This is a genomic window from Cobetia marina, from assembly GCF_001720485.1.
GTDB classification, from domain to species: domain Bacteria; phylum Pseudomonadota; class Gammaproteobacteria; order Pseudomonadales; family Halomonadaceae; genus Cobetia; species Cobetia marina.
This window is the reverse complement of the sequence record NZ_CP017114.1, coordinates 1,037,106-1,057,371: the sequence shown is the minus strand read 5'-3', so window position 1 is coordinate 1,057,371 and position 20,266 is coordinate 1,037,106. Positions and strand designations below refer to the sequence as shown.

Genomic DNA, 20,266 nt, shown 5'->3' with positions numbered 1-20,266 from the left:
TCCTAGCGTGGGTTTCCCCCGAGAGGCGCTGTTTACACTGGAAGATGACATATCAGGCAGTGTCAGACATCCCTCAAGGAACAGGAGTCACCCATGGCCGGAAAATTCGTCATCACCCGCGGCAAGGACAGCAAGTTCTATTTTGCGCTCAAGGCCGGCAACGGTGAAAAGATCCTCCAGAGCCAAGGCTATGCCGACAAGCGCGGCTGCCTGAACGGCGTGGAATCCGTGCGCAAGAACGCCGCCGAGGAAAAACGCTTCACGAAGGAAGTCGCCAAGGATGGTCGCTTCTATTTCACGCTGCTGGCCGCCAACAGCCAGCAGATCGGCCGCAGCCAGATGTACAAGTCGGAATCCGGCCGCGACAACGGCATTGCCAGTGTCGGACGCAATGCACCGGAAGCCGCCGTGCTGGAACAGCTCGATACCGCCTGAATGCCCGCGAGCGTGACGTCTGCATGCACACGACGCCCCACGGAAAAGCAGAAGCCCCGCCGATTGGCGGGGCTTCTGCTTTTCGTCGGATGTCGCCATCCATTCTGCGCCGTGCGTTGTCAGTGGCGCTGCGCGTTGTCGCTGTCAAAGACCACTCGTGCCACATCCGCGTAGCGGGCCGCGAAGTGGACGATCATGCCCTCCTTCAGATAGTCCGGCAGCTCATCATAATCCCGCTGATTGGCCTGTGGCAGGATCAGTTCGAAGATGTCACTGCGGCGTGCGGCAATGACCTTCTCACGGATACCGCCCACCGGCAGCACCTGCCCGGTCAATGTCAGCTCACCGGTCATCGCCAGTCCCTTGCGCGGCGCCTGATGCCTGGCCAACGACATCAACGCCGTGGTCATGGTCACGCCAGCGCTCGGGCCATCCTTGGGTGTCGCCCCTTCCGGCACGTGCAGGTGAATGAAGGACTCATTGAAGAAGTCAGCCTCGGCATCGTAGGCCTCAAGATTCGCCAGGGTATAGGAATAGGCGATATTGGCCGATTCCTGCATCACTTCCCCAAGCTTGCCGGTCAGCTTCAAGCCACGCGTCAGGCCGTGCACACGTGTGGCCTCGATGGGCAGGGTCGCGCCGCCCATGCTGGTCCAGGCAAGCCCGGTCACCACGCCTTCGCCGGCCAGGACCTTCTCGCGACGGAAGATTGGCGCCCCCAGGAATTCCTCGAGATTCTTGACCGAGACCTTGACCGTCGGCAGGTCCTCCTCGAGCAGCTTGACCGCCGCCTTGCGCACGATGCGGTGCAGCTGCTTCTCCAGCTGACGCACGCCCGCCTCGCGAGCATAGCCCTCGATCACCTGACGCAGCGCGGCGTCACTCAGATTGATGCGCTTCTTGGGAATGTTGTCGCGTGTCAGCAGCTTCGGCCACAGGTGATGCTTGGCGATCGCCATCTTCTCTTCGGCGATGTAACCGGAGAGGCGTATCTGCTCCATGCGGTCCAGCAGCGGCCCCGGGATGCTATCCAGCGTGTTGGCGGTACACACGAACAGCACCTTGGACAGATCGAGGCGTACGTCGAGGTAGTGATCGAGGAAGTCGACGTTCTGCTCCGGGTCCAGCACCTCGAGCAGCGCCGAGGCCGGATCGCCCTGGAAGGACTGCCCCAGCTTGTCGATCTCATCCAGCATGATCACCGGGTTCTCGACCTTGACCTCCTTGAGTGCCTGCACCAGCTTGCCGGGCATGGCGCCCACGTAGGTACGGCGATGCCCCTTGATCTCCGATTCATCGCGCATGCCGCCGACCGAGAAGCGATAGAACTCGCGCCCCAGTGCCTGGGCGATGGAGCGCCCGATCGAGGTCTTGCCCACGCCGGGCGGGCCCACCAGCAGCAGGATCGAGCCACCGACATCGCCCTTGAAGGTACCTTCGGCCAGGAACTCGATGATGCGTGATTTCACGTCATCCAGCCCGTCATGGTCGCGATTGAGCACCTTGCGCGCATGGGCGAGATCCAGCTGGTCGGTGGAGGTGATGCCCCAGGGAAGCGAGGTCAGCCAGTCCAGATAGTTGCGCGTGGTGCCGTACTCCGGCGAGCCGGTCTCCAGCACCGAGAGCTTGTCGAGTTCGTCGTCGATGCGCGATTGCACCCGTTCGGGAACCTTGAGCTCATCGAGGCGTCCGCGGAAGGTATCCACATCATTCTCGCGATCATCCTTGGAGATGCCCAGTTCACGCTGGATGACCTTGAGCTGCTCACGCAGGAAGAATTCACGCTGATGCTTTTCCATCTGCGCGTTGACCTGCTGAGAGATCTCGGTCTGCAGCTGGGCGACCTCGATCTCCTTGCGCAGCAGCGGCAGTACCTTCTGCATGCGCTCCATCACCGGCAACGATTCCAGCACCTCCTGCAACTCCGGCCCCTTGGCCGAGGTGATGGCAGCGGCAAAGTCGGTCAGCGGGCCGGGTTCATGCGGGCTGAAGCGATTGAGGTACTGCTTGAGCTCTTCGCCGTACAGCGGATTGATCGGCAGCAGCTCCTTGATGCCATTGATCATCGCCATCGCGTAGGCACGTGCCTCATCGCTCTCGGCATCCACCGGCTCGCGCGGGTAGGTCACCTCGACCAGATAGGGCGGCTTGCGTGACAACCAGCGGGTGATCCGGAAGCGGCGCAACCCTTGCGCGATGAACTGGACCTGATCCTGGCCATCTTCGGGCTTGTGGACACGCACTGCCGAACCGATCTCGGGAAAATGCTCTGCCCCCATCTCGTCGACTTCGACATCACCGACGAAGGCCAGCCCCACCGCATGGTGTGGCGTGTTGCCGACCCGCTCCATAGTCTCTGCCCAGCGCTGCTTGTTGATGACCAGCGGCTGGACCTGAGCCGGAAAGAAGGGACGATTGTGGATCGGCAGCAGGTAAAGGCGCTCAGGCAGCTGATCACCACTGGGTACCAGCCCACCAGCCCCCGGGGAATGCTCAGGCTCTTCCTGACTGGCATCTTCAAAACCGGACAGAACGTTGTCGTGATCGGAGGTATCTTCGTGACGTGACATGCAACCCTCGTGAAACCGGGCCTCGGTTGAGGCGATCATCTTCACCAATGTGGTCTGTCGGACACTTTATCAAGTACTGTCGGGCACTTGTCTGACGGGATGCCTGTCTATCGGCACCGGTTCGCCACCTGCCGACGGATACGACAAGGCCCGCCAGAAGGCGGGCCTTGTCAGCTGTCCAGCACGATGGCAGACAGAAGGGTACGGTCAGATCCGAAGGTGGCTCAGCCACCTGTGAAAGACAGGCCGGCTCAGTCAGACCGGCTCAGTCAGACCGGCTCAGTCAGACCGGCTCAGTCAGACCGGCTCAATCTGACCGGCTCAGTCAGGCTGGCTCAATAGATCGGCTTGCCATTGACGAGCAGCGCATCCCCATCGATGGTCAGCACCAGGTTCTTGTCAGCGGAGTCCGGCGGGATGCCCGCCATCATCGCCAGCATCGGCGGCACATTGCGGAATTCGAAACGTCCACTCATGCGATCCAGGAAGGCACGCTGCCCTTCGATGGTCTGCAGTTCGGCGATGCTCAGATCGGTCATCCCGGCCCCATCGAGAATCAGCTGCCCCTCACCCTGCATGTCGACACCGAAGACTTCGCTGCGCGCCTTGAGGGACTCCAGCGTCAGACGAGGAGACGTGCTCAGCATGGTGAACAGCGGCGCCTCGACCTTCTCGAGCATGGCGACCTGCTGATCTTCCGTCAGCTCTTCAAACGGCTTGCCGGCTTCTTCCAGCAGGCCCTGCAGCTGAGTGATGAAATCATAGACCGCCGCGCCCTGAAGACGGTCGATCGACAGCGCCAGACTGCCGCTGGCCATCTGCTGATCACCGGCACTCACGTCCTGCACGGCCAGCTTCATCAGATAGCGAAGCTCGGTCGGGTCTAGCCGCGTCTCGCCGGAATAGCTGATATCGGTCGCCACCACCGGCGGCTGCCCCATGCCATTATCGATGGTCAGCGTATCCAGCTCGATCTTGTCATCCTGGCGGAAGTCGTTGTCCGCACCACGATAAAGACCGTTCAGGCTCAGGGTACCGACGCTGATCTTCTCGTCACCATTGGTGATCTCGAAGGGAGAGACCTCGCCGTCGACGGTGATCTCGGGAGTATCACCGCCATCATGTGACGCCGTCAGCTCGCCGCCCTTGAAGTCGAAGCGCGTGCCGCTTTCCGGGTCCTGCCATTCAAAGACAGGCAGTGTCACCGTGGTATCGCTGGCACCGCTGAAATTGTCGACGCTGCCATCGAAGGCGATGGCCTTTCCATCCCCGATGACCTCGGAAAGCACATCGCGGGCCGGTGTACCGTACTGCAGCTTGATGTTGCCCTTCATGCTGGTGGAGAGCAGGCCATGACCGGCTTCATAAGGCAGCACGACACGCACGGGCCCTTGCTGCTCCCCCGTGGCAAGCTCCATCTTGAGTCGACCGCTCGAGTCGAACCAGCCGCTCTGCACGTCATCGCGGCTGGCCTTGATGTCGGCGCTGCTGTCGAGCTCCGCCACCATTCGCGCCATCTCGTCTTCGAAACGCTGACTGGAATACGCCACGCCACCGACATAGCCGGCAGCACCGATGACGACGACAGCCGCCGCAGTTACGAGTCCCTTGCCCATCGTTGTTATCCCTTGTTTATCATTGTTGAAGCGTCACACCCACCACGCAGTGCCTCGCTTCCTGTTCAATGCAGCCACAGCCATAGATGCATGGTCGACCAGGCGAAGATGCCGGCGAAGATGTCATCGAGCATGATGCCGAATCCCCCCGCCACACGACGGTCAGCCCAGCGGATCGGCCATGGCTTGAGAATGTCGAAGACCCGGAAGACCACGAACCCCCAGAGGGCAGCCTGCCATGAAAACGGCACGGCGACCATGGTGATCCAGTAGCCGACGAATTCATCCCAGACGATGCCGGAATGATCGTGGACGCCCAGATCCTTCGAGGTGCGATCACAGATCCAGATCCCGAGAACGGAGGCGGCCACCACGATGGCGATGTAGGGCCAGAGCCCCAGTCCCGCCATCATCCAATAGAACGGAATGGCGGCCAGGGTGCCGAAGGTGCCGGGCGCGAAGGGCGCCGTGCCACTGCCGAGCCCGAAGGCCAGGAAATGGACGGGACGACGCCAGACACTGGCAGGTGCACGATTCATGAGCTCACCTCCGTGGCATCCGCCGGCGGGAAGTGCTGCCAGCTGAGTCCCGCGGCGGCCTGCTCGACCCCTTCCTGCTCGAGGATGACACGCGGCTCGCTTCCCTCCACTGCCTGCATGCGCCCGATGACACTCAAGGACAGATTCAGGGGGCGCAGCGCGTTGATGGCGCTCTCGAGATGCTCTTCCGGCATCGTCAACAGCAGCTCGTAATCATCACCGCCATTGAGGACCGCCTCGCGCGCGCCCTGCTCGCCCAGCGCCGCCATCAGCTCCGGCGCCAGCGGCAATTCGCCAAGCTCCAGCGCCGCCGACAGCTGACTGGCACGACAGATGTGTGCCAGGTCACCCATCACGCCATCGGAGACATCCAGGCCCGCACTGGCCAGCTGGCGCAGTGCGAGGCCCGCCTCCACACGCGGCTCCGGACGCAGATAGGCGGCCAGACACGGGTCCAGCACATCCCGCGTGCCGGACTGCCATGCCTTCAGACCGGCATGCGCCATTCCCGGTGCGCCCGTGATGACCACCAGGTCGCCTTCACGGGCACCATCACGTCGCAGGATGGGACGGGATACGCTATCCGGATGGCCTGCATCCTCCAGCATCAGCGGCAGCTCGCCATGCACGGTGATCGTGATGGAGAGCGGGCCGCGTGTGACATCGCCCCCGACCAGGGCGATGCCATGACGTTCGGCCAGCGCATGGAAGCCGGCAGCGAAGCCATGCAGCCAGTCCTCGTCGACCTCCGGCAGCGTCAAGGCCAGCAACGCCCAGCGCGGCGTCGCCCCCATGGCGGCCAGATCGGAAAGATTGACCGCCAGGGCGCGATGCCCGATCGAGGACGCCGGAGCATCCGGCGGGAAGTGAACGCCCGCCACGGAGGTATCGACACTGATCGCCAGCTGCATGCCATCACCGGCGGCGAGGAGCGCACAGTCGTCACCCGGCCCCAGCAGCACGCCCGGTGCCCCGGACAGATCGCGCTGGAAGTAGCGGGCGATCAACTCGAATTCGCCCGGCATGTCAGCGCAGGCGGGCCTGGGTCACCTCGGCGCTGCGCAGCTTGACTGCCAGCTTGTCGAGGATCCCGTTGACGTACTTGTGACCATCGGTGGCACCGAAGGTCTTGGCCAGCTCGACCCCTTCGTTGATGGCGACACGGTACGGCACTTCCATGCGCTTGGAGAGCTCGTAGGCGCCCAGACGCAGGATGGCCAGCTCGATCTCGTCGAGATCCTGAAGACGACGATCCAGCAGCGGGCTGATGCTGGCATCCAGCTCTTTCTGGAAACGCGGCACGTTGTGCAGCAGCTCATGGAACAGCGCCTGGTCAGCGATGCGCATCACCTCGACCCAGTTCTCGTGCAGCTCGACATCGTCATCGACCTGCTGACCGCGAAACTCGGCTTCGATGGTGGTCATGCTCTTGCCGGTCATCTGCCACTGGTAGATGCCCTGGACCGCCAGCTCACGCGCGGCACGGCGTGCCTGCTGCTGCTTGGACGGTTCACGCTCGGAACGTTGCTGACGTTCGCTCATGCATCACCTCCCATGGCCTTGAGCAGCGAGACCATTTCCATGGCGGCCATCGCGGCTTCAGTGCCCTTGTTGCCGGCCTTGGTGCCCGCACGCTCGATGGCCTGCTCGATGGAGTTGACCGTCAGCACGCCATTGGCCACCGGCGTGTCGAACTCGAGCTGCAGACGAGACAGGGCGGAGTTGCATTCACCGGCGACATATTCAAAGTGCGGCGTGCCACCACGAATCACCGCGCCCAGCGTGATGACGGCGTGCGGCTTGACCTTGGCCAGCACGGCCTTGACGGCCAGCGGGATTTCCCAGGCGCCCGGCACGTGGATCAGGTCGATGTTTTCCTCATCGACGCCGTGGCGTACGAGGGAATCGACCGCGCCTTCCACCAGGCTATCGACGACGTGGTGGTTGAAACGCCCGACGACGATGACGTAACGGCCATCGACATTGGTGAAGGTGCCTTCGAGTTGAGCAATCGGTTGCATGGTCAGTCCACAATGCTAGCGCCCCGGCGAACCGGGGCGGAGATATCAATCATACCGGGAGCGACGACCGCGACTGGTCACCACTCCCGCCATTTGGGTAGTGCCGGGGCCTTATGCACCCACGGTGTCTGTGCCACTGGCCGCGTCATCACTGCCGATCAGCTCGACCACTTCGAGGCCGAAACCGGACAGCGCAGAGAACTTCCACGGCGAGCTGAGCAGACGCATCCGGCCGACGCCGAGATCCCTGAGGATCTGGGCACCGGTACCGGTAGTCAGATAGTTGCCCGCACCATCGGATTCGTTGGTGCGCGGCGTACGACGTCGTCCGAGGAAGACATCGAGACGTTCCTTGTAATCCTGTGAATCACTGCCGGTGTCCAGCAGCACCAGCACGCCCGCATCAGCGGCAGCGACCTGTGACAGTGCATCATGGAGCGCCCAGCTGCTGCTGCCCGGCTGACGCAGGGTCAGGAGGTCACGCATCGGGTCCTCCACATGCACACGCACGGTGGTCAAGGCGTCAGGCGTCGGCGTGCCCTTGACCAGCGCCAGATGGTGACGGCCCTGGATGCGATCGCTGAAGCAGTGCAGCGTCAGCTCGCCGAAGGCCGTCTCGACCTGCTCGCTGTCCAGCACTTCCACGGTCTGTTCGTTGTGGATGCGGTATTCGATCAGGTCCGCGATGGTGCCGACCTTGAGATCATGCTCGGCGGCAAAGCGCTCGAGCTCCTCACGACGCGCCATGCTGCCGTCGTCGTTCATGACCTCACAGATCACGCCGGTCGCGCCAAAGCCCGCCATGGAGGCCAGATCACAGGCCGCCTCGGTGTGGCCGGCACGACGCAGCACGCCACCCGGTTCCGCCATCAGCGGGAAGATATGCCCCGGCTGGACGATATCCTGCGGACGGGCGTTGCGGGCGGCAGCCGCCTGCACGGTACGTGCGCGATCAGCAGCGGAGATACCGGTGGTGACGCCTTCGGTGGCTTCGATGGAGAGCGTGAACTTGGTACCGAAGCCGGAACCGTTGGCCTGCACCATCAAGGGCAGCTGGAGCTGCTCGCAATGCTCACGCGACATCGGCATGCAGATCAAGCCACGCGCATGACGCGCCATGAAGTTGATGTGCTCGGCTGTCACGGCTTCCGCGGCGATGATGATGTCGCCTTCGTTCTCACGATCCTCGTCATCCATGAGGATGACCATCTTGCCCTGCCGGATATCCTCGACGAGTGCTGCGATGCCTGATAGCGCCATGCTTGCTCCACATTTCGGACCGCGCCGACGGTTGCCCGGCCCACGCGTGTTATCAAAAAGTCGGGCGTCAGGGTACCCCGCCACCCGGTTTTGCGCCAGCGCCCCGCGACGCCACTGTCGCCAGACAGCGGCAAGTCCTTGCGCTGGCAGGCAATTTCTCTCAGTCAGTTCAGCCGACAGGCTCGCCGTTGTCGGGCACTGCCGTGATGCGCCAGTCGCGCCCCACGGCACGAATCTCACGGATCTCGACCCGCCGCTGCTGCGCCATGTGCTCGAGTCCGGGCAGGGCCAGCAACGGACGCGCCTCCCCGCCCAGCAGCGTCGGCGCCATGAACAGCTGCATCTCATCCACCAGCCCGGCACTGAGCATGGCACCGGCAAGCACCGCACCGGTCTCCAGCAGGACCTCATTGGCCTGCTCGTGCTCGGCCAGATGGCGCAACAGCGCCTCGAGATCCACACGTCCCTCCGGGCCCGCCGGCAGCGCCAGCACCTCGGCGCCGGCCGCTTCCAACAGTCTGCGCCGTTCTGCCTGAGCCGCTGTCTCATCCGCGACACAGACCACCAGGGTTCTGCCGTCCTGCTCAAGGATTCGCGCCGCCAGGGGCAGGCGCAGATGCGTATCCACCACCACGCGCAACGGCTGACGCGTCACCAGCGCCTCGAGCCCCAGCGGATGCGCCTCCAGCCCCAGCTGCTCGGCGCGCACGTTGAGGCGCGAATCATCGAAGATGACCGACTCGATACCGCTCATCACCACGCTGGAGCGTGCGCGCAGTCGCTGAACGGCGCTGCGCGCTTCCGGGCCGGTGATCCACTGGGATTCACCGGAGGCCATCGCGGTGCGACCGTCCAGACTCATGGCCTGCTTGAGACGCACGAAGGGGCGCCCGCGCTCCATGCGCGACAGGAAGCCGGGATTGAGCGCACGCGCCTCCTGCTCCAGCACGCCCACCGTCACGGCGATGCCAGCGCCCTGAAGCATGGCGATGCCACGCCCGGCCACCTGCGGATTCGGGTCCCGCATGGCGATCACCACCCGCGAGATGCCCGCCGCGATCAAGGCGCGTGAGCATGGTCCGGTTCGCCCGGTGTGCGAGCAGGGCTCCAGCGTCACGTAGGCCACGCAGCCCAGGGCTTGCTCACCGGCGGCGGCCAAGGCGTTGACCTCGGCATGCCCTTCCCCGGCGCGCACATGAAAGCCGGTGGCGATCACCTCGTCAGTGACGGGGTCGACCAGCACGCACCCGACCCGTGGATTGGGATGGGTGGTGTAGCTTCCCAGGCGCGCAAGGCGCAAGGCATGCGCCATGTGGCGAATATCGTGACCAGGCTCCTGGCCGACTGCGGTGTCATGAGAGGTGAGGGACATGCAATACCTATCGGCGTGTGACGACAACATGGACCGCCCCGACAGTCGGACCGCAGGACGGTCGGGCGATGCGCGGATCAGGAGCGGCTGTCTTCCTCGCCGGGCAGGAAACTGGGCTCCTGGGCGAGGCGGTCGATCTCGGCACGGAATTCGTCCAGATCCTGAAACCGGCGATAGACGGAGGCGAAGCGGATATAGGCGACCTGATCCAGCCGCTTGAGCTGCTGCATCACTTCGTCGCCGATCCGGCGCGCCTCGATCTCACGCTCCCCCGTGGCGCGCAGACGCTGACGGATACGCTCGACAGCCGCCTCGATCAGCTCCGAGGAGACAGGACGCTTCTCCAGCGCGCGCAACATGCCTGCCCGCAGCTTGTGCTCATCGAAGCTCTCACGGGAACCGTCACCCTTGACCACTCGCGGCATGACCAGCTCTGCCGTCTCGTAGGTCGTGAAACGCTCGCCGCAGGCCGCGCACTGGCGACGACGACGCACCTGGTCACCCTCGACCACCAGCCGGGAATCCGTGACCTTGGTTTCATGAGTTCCACAGAAGGGACAGTGCATTGTTGGGAGCCTGCTTGAGTGCGAGGTGGCGGCGTTGCGTACTTCGGCCTCCGGTACTGCCGAGCAGCGTCGGGCCACGGCAGCACAGCCGAAAGACATGGAATGGGCGCCATTGTAACCGTTAAGACTCGTGCACGGGAGCCTATGTCAGTCAGATCCTATCTGCGTTAGCCTTGAGGAGCGGAAGAGGAATCCGCATAGACTCCCGAGAACCGAGGCCGGCGAGAAACTCCCACAAGGATGCTCGCCACATGAGTGAATGATCTTCACGACCAAGTGCTTACTAATGACGCAAGGAGACGCGACATGGGAATCATCGCCTGGATCATCTTCGGACTGATCGCCGGCATCATCGCCAAGGTCATCATGCCCGGCAAGGACCCCGGTGGCATCATCGTCACCAGCATCATCGGCATCCTGGGTGCCGTGGTAGGGGGATGGATCGGCACGCAGCTCGGCTTCGGAGATGTCACCGGCTTCAATCTGGCAAGCTTCGTCATCGCCGTGCTCGGTGCCATCATCCTGCTGATCCTGTATCGAGTCGTTCGCAGGTAGCCCGCGACCCGCTCGCAGGCACTTCGCAGGCACTTCGCGAGCACTTCGCAAGCAGTGCGGGTGAGCCTGATCGGCTCTATGGCCTGACAGGAGCTGATCACATGGCTTTCCCCGCCGGTTTCACCCGCCATGACTCGACGACGGCCAGCCTGCACCAGTGGGCTGGCCGTCGTCTTGCATGGTCAAGTCACATGCACTGATGACTTCGAGGACCGCTCATGCCCGACATGCCACCTCCCGATCCTTCCACCTCTTCCTCACACGCCGCTCGACCGGGCCCACGCTCCCTGTCACACCCGCTCTCGAACGATGCCTTCGCCCGCCACGCCGAGACGCTGCTGGCGGTGATCTATCCCGAGCGCAAGGATGAGGTGCTGCGGCGTCTCGAGACACTGATGGAGCTGCATCGTTCGCGTCTTGCCCCCCGGGTTCCCGAGGGCGAACCGCTGTGGAGCGAACGTGATCAGTGGCTGATCACCTACGGCGACAGCGTGCAACAGGAAGGCGAGGCCCCGCTGGCCACCCTGAATGACTTCCTCGCGAGCCGTCTGGGTGACTGCCTCTCCGGGGTGCACGTCCTGCCCTTCTTCCCCTGGAGCAGCGACGACGGCTTCAGCGTCATCCACTACCGTGAGGTCAATCCGGCCCTCGGCGACTGGCAGGACATCCAGCGTCTGAGCGAGCAACGTGACCTGATGGCGGACCTCGTCATCAACCACTGCTCGCGGGAATCGCTGTGGTTCGCCGATTATCTGGCCGGCGTGCAACCCGGCCGCGATTACTTCATCGAGATGGACCCGGAAACGGACGTCTCCAGCGTGGTGCGACCACGCCCCTCGGCCCTGCTCACGCCGGTGCATACCCGTCGTGGCCTGCGTCATCTGTGGGCAACCTTCTCGGATGACCAGATCGACCTCAACTTCGCCAATCCCGACGTCCTGCTGGAGTTCATCGGTATCCTGCTCTATTACCTCGAGCAGGGCGCGCGCATGATCCGCCTCGATGCCGTGGCCTTCCTGTGGAAGCGTCTGGGCACCTCCTGCGTGCATCTGCCGGAGACGCATGCCGTGGTCCGCCTGCTGCGCGCCATCGTGGATCATCTGGCCCCCGGCAGCCTGCTGATCACGGAAACCAACGTGCCCCACGCCGAGAACATGTCGTATTTCGGCCTCGACCGCCTTTCCGAGCAGGACCTGACCTCCCTCGAGGGCAGCGCCCAGGCCGATGAAGCCCACATGATCTATCAGTTCACGCTGCCGCCGCTGACTCTGCATACCCTGACCTCCGGGGATGCCAGTGCGCTGACCGAATGGGCCGCCAGCCTGCCCTCTCTGCCGGCGGGATGCAGCTACTTCAACTTCACGGCCAGCCACGATGGCATCGGCGTGCGTGCGCTGGAAGGCCTGCTGCCGGACCATGAGCGCGATACCCTCGTGCGACTGGTGCACGACTTCGGTGGCTACGTCAGCATGCGCGCCAATCCGGGGCGCGCCGACACTCCCTATGAGCTGAACATCAGCTATTTCGATGCCCTCAAGGGCACGCGGCGTGGACGGGACCCGTGGCAGATCGAGCGCTTCATCGCCAGTCAGACCCTGATGCTGAGCCTGCAGGGCATTCCCGGCCTCTATCTTCATTCACTGACCGCCACCCCCAATCACCAGGAAGGGGTCGAACGCGACGGGCATCTGCGCGCCATCAACCGCCGCAAGTGGCAGCGCGATGAACTGGAAGCCCTGCTGTCCAGCCCCAACACCGCGACCCATGAGGTCTTCCATGCCTTGAAGCGCCGCATGGCACTGCGCCGCGAGGAGCCATGCTTCCACCCCGATGCCCATCAGCAGGTGTTCGACCTGGGGCCGGACTTCTTCGTCTTCGAGCGCGTCACCCACGAGGGACGTCGCCTGCTGTTCGCCCTCAATGTCACCGACCAGCCGCGTGTGCTGCCCTTGCCGGAAAGCTGGCAGGGCCTCGCGTTGACCGACCACCTGTGTCATGACAAGGCCTTCGACCCCGCCATGGCGCGCCGCCCCTATCAGGCCGCCTGGCTGATGGAGCAGTCGGTGCGCCCACCGGCCATCGAGGTCGTCTGACCTGACGACGTGCCTGCCAACGACAACGGGGCTGCCAGTGGCAGCCCCGTTGTCGTTTTACCTTCCCGTGTCTGCCGCAACGTGCGTGACCCATGAAAGCGGTTGGTGAAAGGTGTCGTTACTGGTTGTCCAGCTCCACCGCTTCATGCATGCGCTCGAGCAGGTCCGGCACCGCGGACTGCACCCGATTCCAGCTCGGAATGAAGGGCTTGTCACGCGGGTTGTCGAGGAAGGCGCTGCCGGCATCCATGATGTTGGCGGCGAACAGCTCCACTGCCGCTTCCTCGCTGTGACGATCCACCGTCAGGCCATTCATGACGGCGTCGTTGTAATAGGTCTCGATCAGATCCAGCGCGATGCGATAGTAGGTCGCCTTGATGGTGCGGAAAGTCTCGCCATGGATCTCGACCCCCAGCGTCGCCAGCTTGCGATACATGGCCTTGGCGATATCCAGACTCATGCGATTGAGGCCGCCCAGCGCATCTTCCTCGGACAGCGGCTGATGCTTGTGATCATAGGCATCGGCGATGTCCACCTGGCACAGACGCTTGGTGGAATAGTTGCGATGCACCTCGGACAGCACGCCGATCTCCAGCCCCCAGTCGCTGGGGATGCGAATGTCCGCCAGCACGTCGGTGCGCATCGAGAACTCACCGGACAGCGGATAACGATAGCTGTCGAGATAATCCAGATACGGCAGCGGGCCATAGACCTTCTTGAGCGCACGGATCAACGGCGTGACCATCAGACGTGCCACGCGACCATTGAGCTTGCCCTGGGCGATGCGCGAATAGTAGCCCTTGCAGAATTCGTAGTTGAACTGCGGATGGGCGACCGGGTAGATCAGACGCGCCAGCAGGCCGCGATCATAGGTGACGATATCGCAGTCATGCAGTGCCACCGCCTCGGCGATGCCTGATGACTGCACGTAACCGGAGCAATACCAGACGTTGCGCCCCTTGCCGGCCTCCATCGGTGCCAGACCATGCTCGGTCAGCTCTTCATCCAGTGCACGCAGGCGCGGCCCGTCGTTCCACAGGATACGGTGATGCTGTGGCAGGTGAGAGAAGAACTCCTTGGCATGCTCGAACTGGTCGCGGTCGGCACGATCCAGCCCGATCACGATCTCGCTGAGATACGGCACCTGCGCCAGCTCATCGACGATGTGCTTGAGCGCGGGGCCTTCCAGCTCGGAATACAGCGAGGGCAGAATCAGGCTCATCGGCCGCTTGCGGGAGAAGCGCATCAGATCCGCTTCAAGGTCCTCCACCGGACGGTCGGTCAGGTTATGGAAGTTGGTGATGATGCCATTCTGGTAAAAATCGCTCATGTCAGCTCCTTGTCATACCGAAGACACGCATCAGGCAGGCGTCAGGCGCGCAGGCCTCTGGATGTCCATTCTTCCGGCTGGCCATTGGCCAGCCAGTGACGTAATCCCTCGACCCATCCCTGCGGCCCGGGGTGATTGGCGCGAAAACAGCGGCGTTCATCCGCCAGTAGCGGATACTCGGCAAGCTCCCGATCGCGCTGTGAGGTATCACCGACGCTGGGGATCAGGACAGCGTTGTCGACCGCGGCCAGCAATGGCAGATCATTGGCGCCATCACCGAAGCCCAGTGTCCAGGGACGCACCCGCTCACAGAGCCGGTAGCGCGCGATCAGATAGCGCGCCGCCACCCCCTTGTCAGTGTCGCCCGTCACATGATGGAAACGCCCGCCCCGCGTCAGCTTGAGGCCATGGCTGGCCAGGCGCGTGCGGAACTCCTCGAGGCGCTCCGGCGCGTCCTGCCATACCAGCGGTTCACTGGCATCACGCTCCCCCGCCAGCGCCGCATCCGCCTCTCCCAGCCCCGTCAGCTCGCTGATTCTTGCCACCGACATCGCGGCAAAGCCTTCAAAGGCGAATTCCTCGCTCAGTCCCTCCAGCACCTCGAGAATCGCGCGGCGCGGCATGGCCACCGCGATACGGCACAGGCCGTGCGCATCCGGGGCACTGGCCTCCTCCAGTGGATAGGCACTGAGCCAGGAGGCCGGCAGCGCCACGACGCCTCCGTTCTCGGCGATCCAGGGCTGACCCGCCAGCCCCAGCGAGCGCATCAAGGGCGTGAGTTCAGCCGCGGTCTTGGAGGTATTGGGCACGACCCAGGCGCCGCGAGCACGCAGGCGGGTCAGCCAGCTGCGCGCCGGACCCGGCGAGTAATCGTGATGGTCCAGCAGCGAGCCATCCAGGTCGGTCAGCAACAACAGCGGTGCTTGAGTCTCTGACATGTGAACTCTCCTCATGAAGTGCTGCAGCGTGCCAGGCATCCCCGCGGTGCGGTCTCGTTGCGCCAGGCAAGCCTGCCAAGAGCATTGCAGGGAATGTGCCAAGATGGTGCAGTCGCAATGACAGTCTGGCCTCTCAACTCTCAACTCTGATTCACCGCCGGCTTGCTTGCACCAACAATGAGCACAAATCCCCTGATGCATGTCGCGTCGCCACATTGCAGCGCAAACCTGTCGTCACGAACGACGACGCCCTCGCATCTGCGAGGGCGTCGAGTCTTCGGCCATCAGCAACATCTGTTGAGACTAGACCAGCCACAGTGACAGTTGCGGCCACAGCAGCAACATCGCCAGCACGCACAGCTGGATGGCGATGAACGGCAGCAGCGAGACGAAGATATCCTTGAGACTGATGCCTTCCGGTGCCACGCCTTTCAGATAGAAGGCGGCAGGCCCGAAGGGAGGCGACAGGAAGGACACCTGCATGTTGACCGCGAACAGCACGCCGAACCATACCGGGTCATAGCCAAGTTGGATGATGATCGGCACGAAGATCGGCAGGGTCAGCATCGCGATGCCGATCCAGTCGAGGAACAGCCCCAGCAGCAGCAGGATCGCCATCATCACCATGATGATCGCCAGCGGCGGGATATCGAGGCCGAGAATCATGCTCGACACGAAGCGGTTGCCGCCCATCAGGTTGTAGACCCCGACCAGCGCCGCCGCCCCGATACCGATCCAGATGATCATGCCGCAGGTGTTCATGGTCTGGGACAGCGCACGCTGCATCAGGGTGATGGAGAATTCACCCCGCAGCATCACCGCCACCAGCACGCCGAAGCTGCCCATCGCCGCTGCCTCCGTCACCGAGGCCACCCCACCATAGATGGAACCCAGCACCAGTCCCGCGATGATCGCCGGCACGCCGACGGCCTTGAGCAGCTCACGCTTGCTCTGGAAGCTGGCACGCCGTTCCTCCTCGGGCATCACCGGCCCCAGCGCGGGATTGCGCAGGCAGCGGATCAGCACATAGAGGATATAGCTTGCCATCAGCACGATGGCCGGGGTGATCGCCGCGGTGAACAGATCGGCAATCGACTGGTTGGCGATCAGGCCATAGATGATCAGCACGATGGAGGGCGGCATCATGGTGCCCAGCGAGCCCCCGGCACACACCACGCCGATGGCGATGTGCTTGTCATAGCCGAGCCGGAGCATCTGCGGCAGCGCCAGAATCCCCAGCAGCACGATCTCGCCGCCGATGATGCCGGACATCGCCGCCAGGAAGAACGCCACCACGATGGTCTGGATCGCCACGCCGCCGGGCAGGCGACCTGCCATCACGCGCATGGCATTGAACAGGTCCTTGGCGATCCCCGAGCGATCCAGCAGCGAGGCCATCAACACGAACATCGGCACCGCCACCAGCGAATACTCGGTGACGAAGCCATAGACACGACTGGTGACCAGCGGCAGCGCCATCGGGCCGAACCAGCCGAAGGTGTAGGCCAGCGCGACCAGGCCGGTGACGAAGGCCAGCGGCAGGCCGGTGACCAGCAGCGCGAAGATGCCGCCGACCAGCAGCATGGTAGCCGTTGCGATATCCATCAGCGCTGCTCCTTGTCTGACGTGGTACGCGTCTCTTGTGCCGTGTGGGCAGCGGCGTCACTTCCCCCTTCGGGCGGACGGGGAGAGAAGAAGGTCTGGTAGAGATGCCACAGCGCCTGCAGGGTCATCACCGCCAGCGCGAACAGGATCACGCCCTTGGTCAGCGCTGGAAACGGCGGGTTCCACGAGGTACCGGAGCGCTCCAGCTGCCATTCGCCCAGCGGGCTGTGCGAGGCGCGCCAGAACATCACCCAGCCTGCGTAACTCATCGCCATGCAGAACACGAGCGTCATCACGTCATTGAAGCAGTCCAGCACGTAGCGAAAGCGCGTGCCGACCAGGTCGTAGAGCACACGCACGCGAATGTGGCGGTTGTTGGCCAGCGCCGCCGGCCCGCCCAGCGCGAAGCTGGTCGCGACCAGGAAGATCACCGTCTCGTGGACCCAGGAGGTCGGCGAGTCGAGGCCATAGCGCATCACCACCTCGAACACGCTGATCGCCATCGCCAGCAATACCAGCCACGCCGCGGCGCGCGTGCCCTTGCCGACCAGTCGGTCCAGCGGCGTGCGCGTGCCCAGATTCGGGTCGTGGTCATCCGACGCCTCCGGCAGGCCCGGCGACGCCACATCATGTTCTGCCATATCGAATTCCTTGCTAACTGGCTTGCTCAAGGAGGATCGGCGCGCCCAGTGAGCACGCCGATCATCATCTCCCGCGTCTTTCCTGATCGTCTTGATCCTGTCGACGTCTCGTCCCGGCGACTCTTGTCACGCGGCCGATGACAGCGAGTGGACGCTTACATCAGGTTGCGGTCGGTGAGGAAGGTGACCACGGACTCGTAGACCTTGCCGGTCAGCTCGTTCTTCTCGGCCCATACCTTCCACTCCTGCTGGGCGATGCGACGGAACTTGGCGCGTTCTTCCGGCGCCATGTCGATCACCTCGATATCCGGATTGGCTCGCGCCGCGCTCACCGCCTTGAGGTCACGCGCCTTGAGGGTGAAGACCATGTCGTAGGCCATCGAGTCAGTCGCGGTCTCCATGATCGCCTTGAGATCCGCCGGCAGGCCGTCCCAGATGTCCTTGTTCATCGACACCGCCACCATCGGCAGCGAGTGGAAGCCCGGATAGGACGGGTACTTGGCGAAGCTGTGCAGGCCCTGGTCATCATTGGTGGCGAACACGGTGTAATCCGCCGCGTCGATCACGCCCTTCTCGAGACCGGTGTAGACCTCGGAGCCCGGCAGGTTGACGGGGGCTGCACCGGCCTTCTGGAAGATGTTGTAGACCATGCCTTCCGGCGCACGCACCTTGAGGCCCTTGAGGTCATCGACGGTACGCACCGGCTTCTTGGAGACGAAGGACTCAAGCCCGGTGGCGCCTGCGCCGATCAGATGCACGCCGTAGGGCTCGACCAGCTCGTTGTAGAGCGCCTCACCACCGCCGTGCTGCATGTACTCGAGATATTCCAGCGGATCCCCCCAGGCACCCACCAGGTTGCCTAGCATGCCGAAGGCCGGATTCTGGCCCGAGAAGTAGGACGGGTCCGTCAGGTGGCCCTGCAGGATGCCGGAGCTGACGGCGTCCAGCGTCTGGTTGGCCTGTACCACGGCATTGACCGGCAGGATCTCGATGGCGATGCGCCCATCCGACATGGTCTTGATGTTCTCGGCCCAGGCCTTCTTGACCTCGAACTGCGGCTCACCGGCCGTTTCCGAGGTCTGGAAGGTCCATTCGTACTCGGCCGCCCAGCTGGGCGCGGCCATCGCACTGGCGGCCAGCGCCGTGGAAAGGGCAAGCGCCTTGAGCGCGAAACGCCCGGAGGCGAGGGACGGACGTTGGGACGTGGTGGAATGCGGCATGGTGGAACTCCTGGCGTGTTGTTATGACGTGTTATGACGTTCTTTGGCGGAGGGAAGACGTGCAGACACTTCCCGGCGTGGCGACGCCCAGGGCGCGGGTCACTCTCTTGACAGAGGGGCGGAGAGACTGGGCAGCTGACCGAAACGACGTAGCAGCTCCAGCGGCTCCTGGGCGCGCCCGACACCGTGCGGCCCATCGGCCACCTCGGGCATGGCGAGCCCGAGATCGCGCCCGGTGCGATCCAGCACATGCAGGGTCGCGGCATGGGCCGCCTCCGGCTGGCGCAGACGAATCGCCTCCATCACCGCACGATGGCGACCGAGACTGTCGCCCAGCTCCGAGGCATTGTGATTGGAAGTCGCCACCAGCAGGCTGATCGAGGGCTTGAGCACATGGCCGAGCTGCGCCCAGATGACGTTGTGGGTCGCGGCGAAGATGGCGTCATGGAAGGCGATATCGGCGCGATCGAACTCCTCCATGGCGCTGCCGCCATGCACCGCCGCCGCCATGCCGTCGTAGGCCTGCTCGATGGCGGACAGGTCCTGGGCGGTGGCCTCGGTGGCCGCCAGTGCGGCAACGAAGGGTTCGATGGAAATGCGGAAGGCGTAGATATCCCGTGCCAGCTGCGGATGCGGCATCGCATAGCGTGTCATCCAGCCGGTGACGCGTGGGTCGAGCAGATGCCACTCGCTGAGCGGATTAACGCGCGTGCCCTGCCCGGTGGTGCGGGTCAGGATGCCGGCATTGACCAGACTCTGGATCGCGGTGCGTACGGTGGCGCGGCTCTGGGCGTGCTGATCGCAGAGATCCAGCTCACGAGGGATCAGACTGCCCGGCGGATAACGATTCTCGAAGATGGCCTGCGCCAGCCATTCCGCCACATCGACACGGGCGGTGGTCGACGATTCACTGGCGGACGCTGACGTTGGGGATGACGTGCTGGCACGCGGGTGGCCGCCTGCAGCACTCCTGGGTGGCGTGGGCATGATCGAACGTTCCTTGATGGCGTGGCGCGTCAATTGTGGCTCGCTCACCTCCCTCGCAGGATGGGTCGCGGTGCGCTCTTGTCCGTCAAGGAATAGCCCATGTCAGACATGCCAACAAGACACCTTAGACCAAGGGTGAGACCCGACTTTGGTCACACCTTTACGCAACTCCATGTTGCGCAAGGATTATTCAATTTCACCAGACTTCGCGCCATCTTCGCTCACGTCGCGAACCGGACACGACCGATCATCACCGTTCGCTCGGCGCCGCTGTCGGCCACCACCGTTCTCACCGCGGCCTCGCCTGCCGCGCCGAAGCTTGCCGAGAGCTCGATCTGACTGACCCCCTGGGCGATAAGCTCACTGACCAGTCGCTCGGCCGCCTTGAGCGAGCCCAGTGTCGCGACGGAGAGTCGCATCTCCCCGCTCCCCTGGCTGCTCAGCGAGGTATTGCCACTGTGCTCGACCAGAATCAGGAAGGCATGGTGCATAACGTCGTGCGTCTTCACGGCCATGAA

Annotated in this window: 19 protein-coding genes; 3 read left to right on the top strand and 16 right to left on the bottom strand. The window is 63.7% G+C overall.

Annotation, left to right across the window (positions count from 1 at the left end; all coding sequences use genetic code 11):
• The first annotated feature begins 93 nt into the window (after window positions 1-93).
• A complete protein-coding gene (locus tag BFX80_RS04500) occupies window positions 94-435 on the top strand; it encodes a YegP family protein (RefSeq protein WP_077374980.1) in 342 nt (113 codons plus the stop codon).
• A gap of 119 nt (window positions 436-554) precedes the next feature.
• On the opposite strand, the gene lon is transcribed toward BFX80_RS04500, so the two are convergent.
• From lon to nrdR, 9 genes are all read right to left on the bottom strand, one after another.
• Window positions 555-3,005, bottom strand: a complete 2,451-nt coding sequence (gene lon, locus BFX80_RS04495; RefSeq protein WP_077374983.1) for an endopeptidase La — start codon at window positions 3,003-3,005, stop codon at window positions 555-557.
• A gap of 335 nt (window positions 3,006-3,340) precedes the next feature.
• Complete coding sequence (locus tag BFX80_RS04490) at window positions 3,341-4,621, bottom strand: DUF945 family protein (RefSeq protein ID WP_077374986.1); 1,281 nt, start codon at window positions 4,619-4,621, stop codon at window positions 3,341-3,343.
• Window positions 4,622-4,686: 65 nt separating this feature from the next.
• Window positions 4,687-5,160, bottom strand: coding sequence for a phosphatidylglycerophosphatase A family protein (locus tag BFX80_RS04485; RefSeq protein ID WP_077374989.1), 474 nt, complete (start codon window positions 5,158-5,160; stop codon window positions 4,687-4,689).
• The gene (thiL, locus tag BFX80_RS04480) at window positions 5,157-6,185 is read right to left on the bottom strand and encodes a thiamine-phosphate kinase (protein ID WP_084208058.1); all 1,029 of its coding nucleotides are present in this window, start codon (window positions 6,183-6,185) and stop codon (window positions 5,157-5,159) included. Before thiL ends, BFX80_RS04485 begins: the two co-directional genes overlap by 4 nt.
• Window position 6,186: 1 nt before the next feature.
• Window positions 6,187-6,702 (bottom strand): transcription antitermination factor NusB, encoded by a 516-nt coding sequence (gene nusB / locus BFX80_RS04475; protein WP_084208057.1) that lies wholly within the window; start codon window positions 6,700-6,702, stop codon window positions 6,187-6,189.
• On the bottom strand, window positions 6,699-7,181 hold the full coding sequence (gene ribH / locus BFX80_RS04470) for a 6,7-dimethyl-8-ribityllumazine synthase (RefSeq protein ID WP_043331374.1): 483 nt from the start codon (window positions 7,179-7,181) through the stop codon (window positions 6,699-6,701). Before ribH ends, nusB begins: the two co-directional genes overlap by 4 nt.
• A 111-nt stretch (window positions 7,182-7,292) precedes the next feature.
• Window positions 7,293-8,441, bottom strand: coding sequence for a bifunctional 3,4-dihydroxy-2-butanone-4-phosphate synthase/GTP cyclohydrolase II (gene ribBA / locus BFX80_RS04465; RefSeq protein WP_077374998.1), 1,149 nt, complete (start codon window positions 8,439-8,441; stop codon window positions 7,293-7,295).
• A gap of 169 nt (window positions 8,442-8,610) precedes the next feature.
• Window positions 8,611-9,753, bottom strand: coding sequence for a bifunctional diaminohydroxyphosphoribosylaminopyrimidine deaminase/5-amino-6-(5-phosphoribosylamino)uracil reductase RibD (gene ribD, locus BFX80_RS04460; protein WP_240499672.1), 1,143 nt, complete (start codon window positions 9,751-9,753; stop codon window positions 8,611-8,613).
• A gap of 137 nt (window positions 9,754-9,890) precedes the next feature.
• On the bottom strand, window positions 9,891-10,379 hold the full coding sequence (gene nrdR / locus BFX80_RS04455) for a transcriptional regulator NrdR (RefSeq protein ID WP_077375003.1): 489 nt from the start codon (window positions 10,377-10,379) through the stop codon (window positions 9,891-9,893).
• Between the two features lie 306 nt (window positions 10,380-10,685).
• Here nrdR and BFX80_RS04450 point away from each other — a divergent pair, with 306 nt between their 5' ends.
• Entirely contained in the window at window positions 10,686-10,934 is a 249-nt protein-coding gene (locus tag BFX80_RS04450; RefSeq protein WP_077375006.1) for a GlsB/YeaQ/YmgE family stress response membrane protein, read from the top strand.
• Between the two features lie 218 nt (window positions 10,935-11,152).
• Window positions 11,153-13,027, top strand: coding sequence for a sugar phosphorylase (locus BFX80_RS04445; protein WP_240499671.1), 1,875 nt, complete (start codon window positions 11,153-11,155; stop codon window positions 13,025-13,027).
• A 118-nt stretch (window positions 13,028-13,145) separates the two neighbouring features.
• On the opposite strand, the gene BFX80_RS04440 is transcribed toward BFX80_RS04445, so the two are convergent.
• The 7 genes from BFX80_RS04440 to BFX80_RS04410 all read right to left on the bottom strand — a co-directional run bounded on the left by BFX80_RS04440 (window position 13,146) and on the right by BFX80_RS04410 (window position 20,263).
• Window positions 13,146-14,357, bottom strand: a complete 1,212-nt coding sequence (locus BFX80_RS04440) for a glycosyltransferase family protein (RefSeq protein WP_077375009.1) — start codon at window positions 14,355-14,357, stop codon at window positions 13,146-13,148.
• 41 nt (window positions 14,358-14,398) lie between these two features.
• Window positions 14,399-15,295: an HAD-IIB family hydrolase gene (locus BFX80_RS04435; protein ID WP_164850270.1), complete on the bottom strand. Its 897-nt coding sequence runs from the start codon at window positions 15,293-15,295 to the stop codon at window positions 14,399-14,401.
• Between the two features lie 303 nt (window positions 15,296-15,598).
• Entirely contained in the window at window positions 15,599-16,900 is a 1,302-nt protein-coding gene (locus BFX80_RS04430; RefSeq protein WP_077375014.1) for a TRAP transporter large permease, read from the bottom strand.
• Entirely contained in the window at window positions 16,900-17,541 is a 642-nt protein-coding gene (locus tag BFX80_RS04425) for a TRAP transporter small permease subunit (RefSeq protein ID WP_084208054.1), read from the bottom strand. The genes BFX80_RS04430 and BFX80_RS04425 overlap by 1 nt, the downstream gene beginning before the upstream one ends.
• Before the next feature lie 155 nt (window positions 17,542-17,696).
• Entirely contained in the window at window positions 17,697-18,761 is a 1,065-nt protein-coding gene (locus BFX80_RS04420) for a TRAP transporter substrate-binding protein (protein WP_084208053.1), read from the bottom strand.
• Window positions 18,762-18,860: 99 nt separating this feature from the next.
• Window positions 18,861-19,748 (bottom strand): FadR/GntR family transcriptional regulator, encoded by an 888-nt coding sequence (locus tag BFX80_RS04415; protein WP_084209624.1) that lies wholly within the window; start codon window positions 19,746-19,748, stop codon window positions 18,861-18,863.
• Window positions 19,749-19,969: 221 nt separating this feature from the next.
• Window positions 19,970-20,263: a DUF6506 family protein gene (locus BFX80_RS04410; protein WP_084208052.1), complete on the bottom strand. Its 294-nt coding sequence runs from the start codon at window positions 20,261-20,263 to the stop codon at window positions 19,970-19,972.
• Window positions 20,264-20,266: the final 3 nt, after the last annotated feature.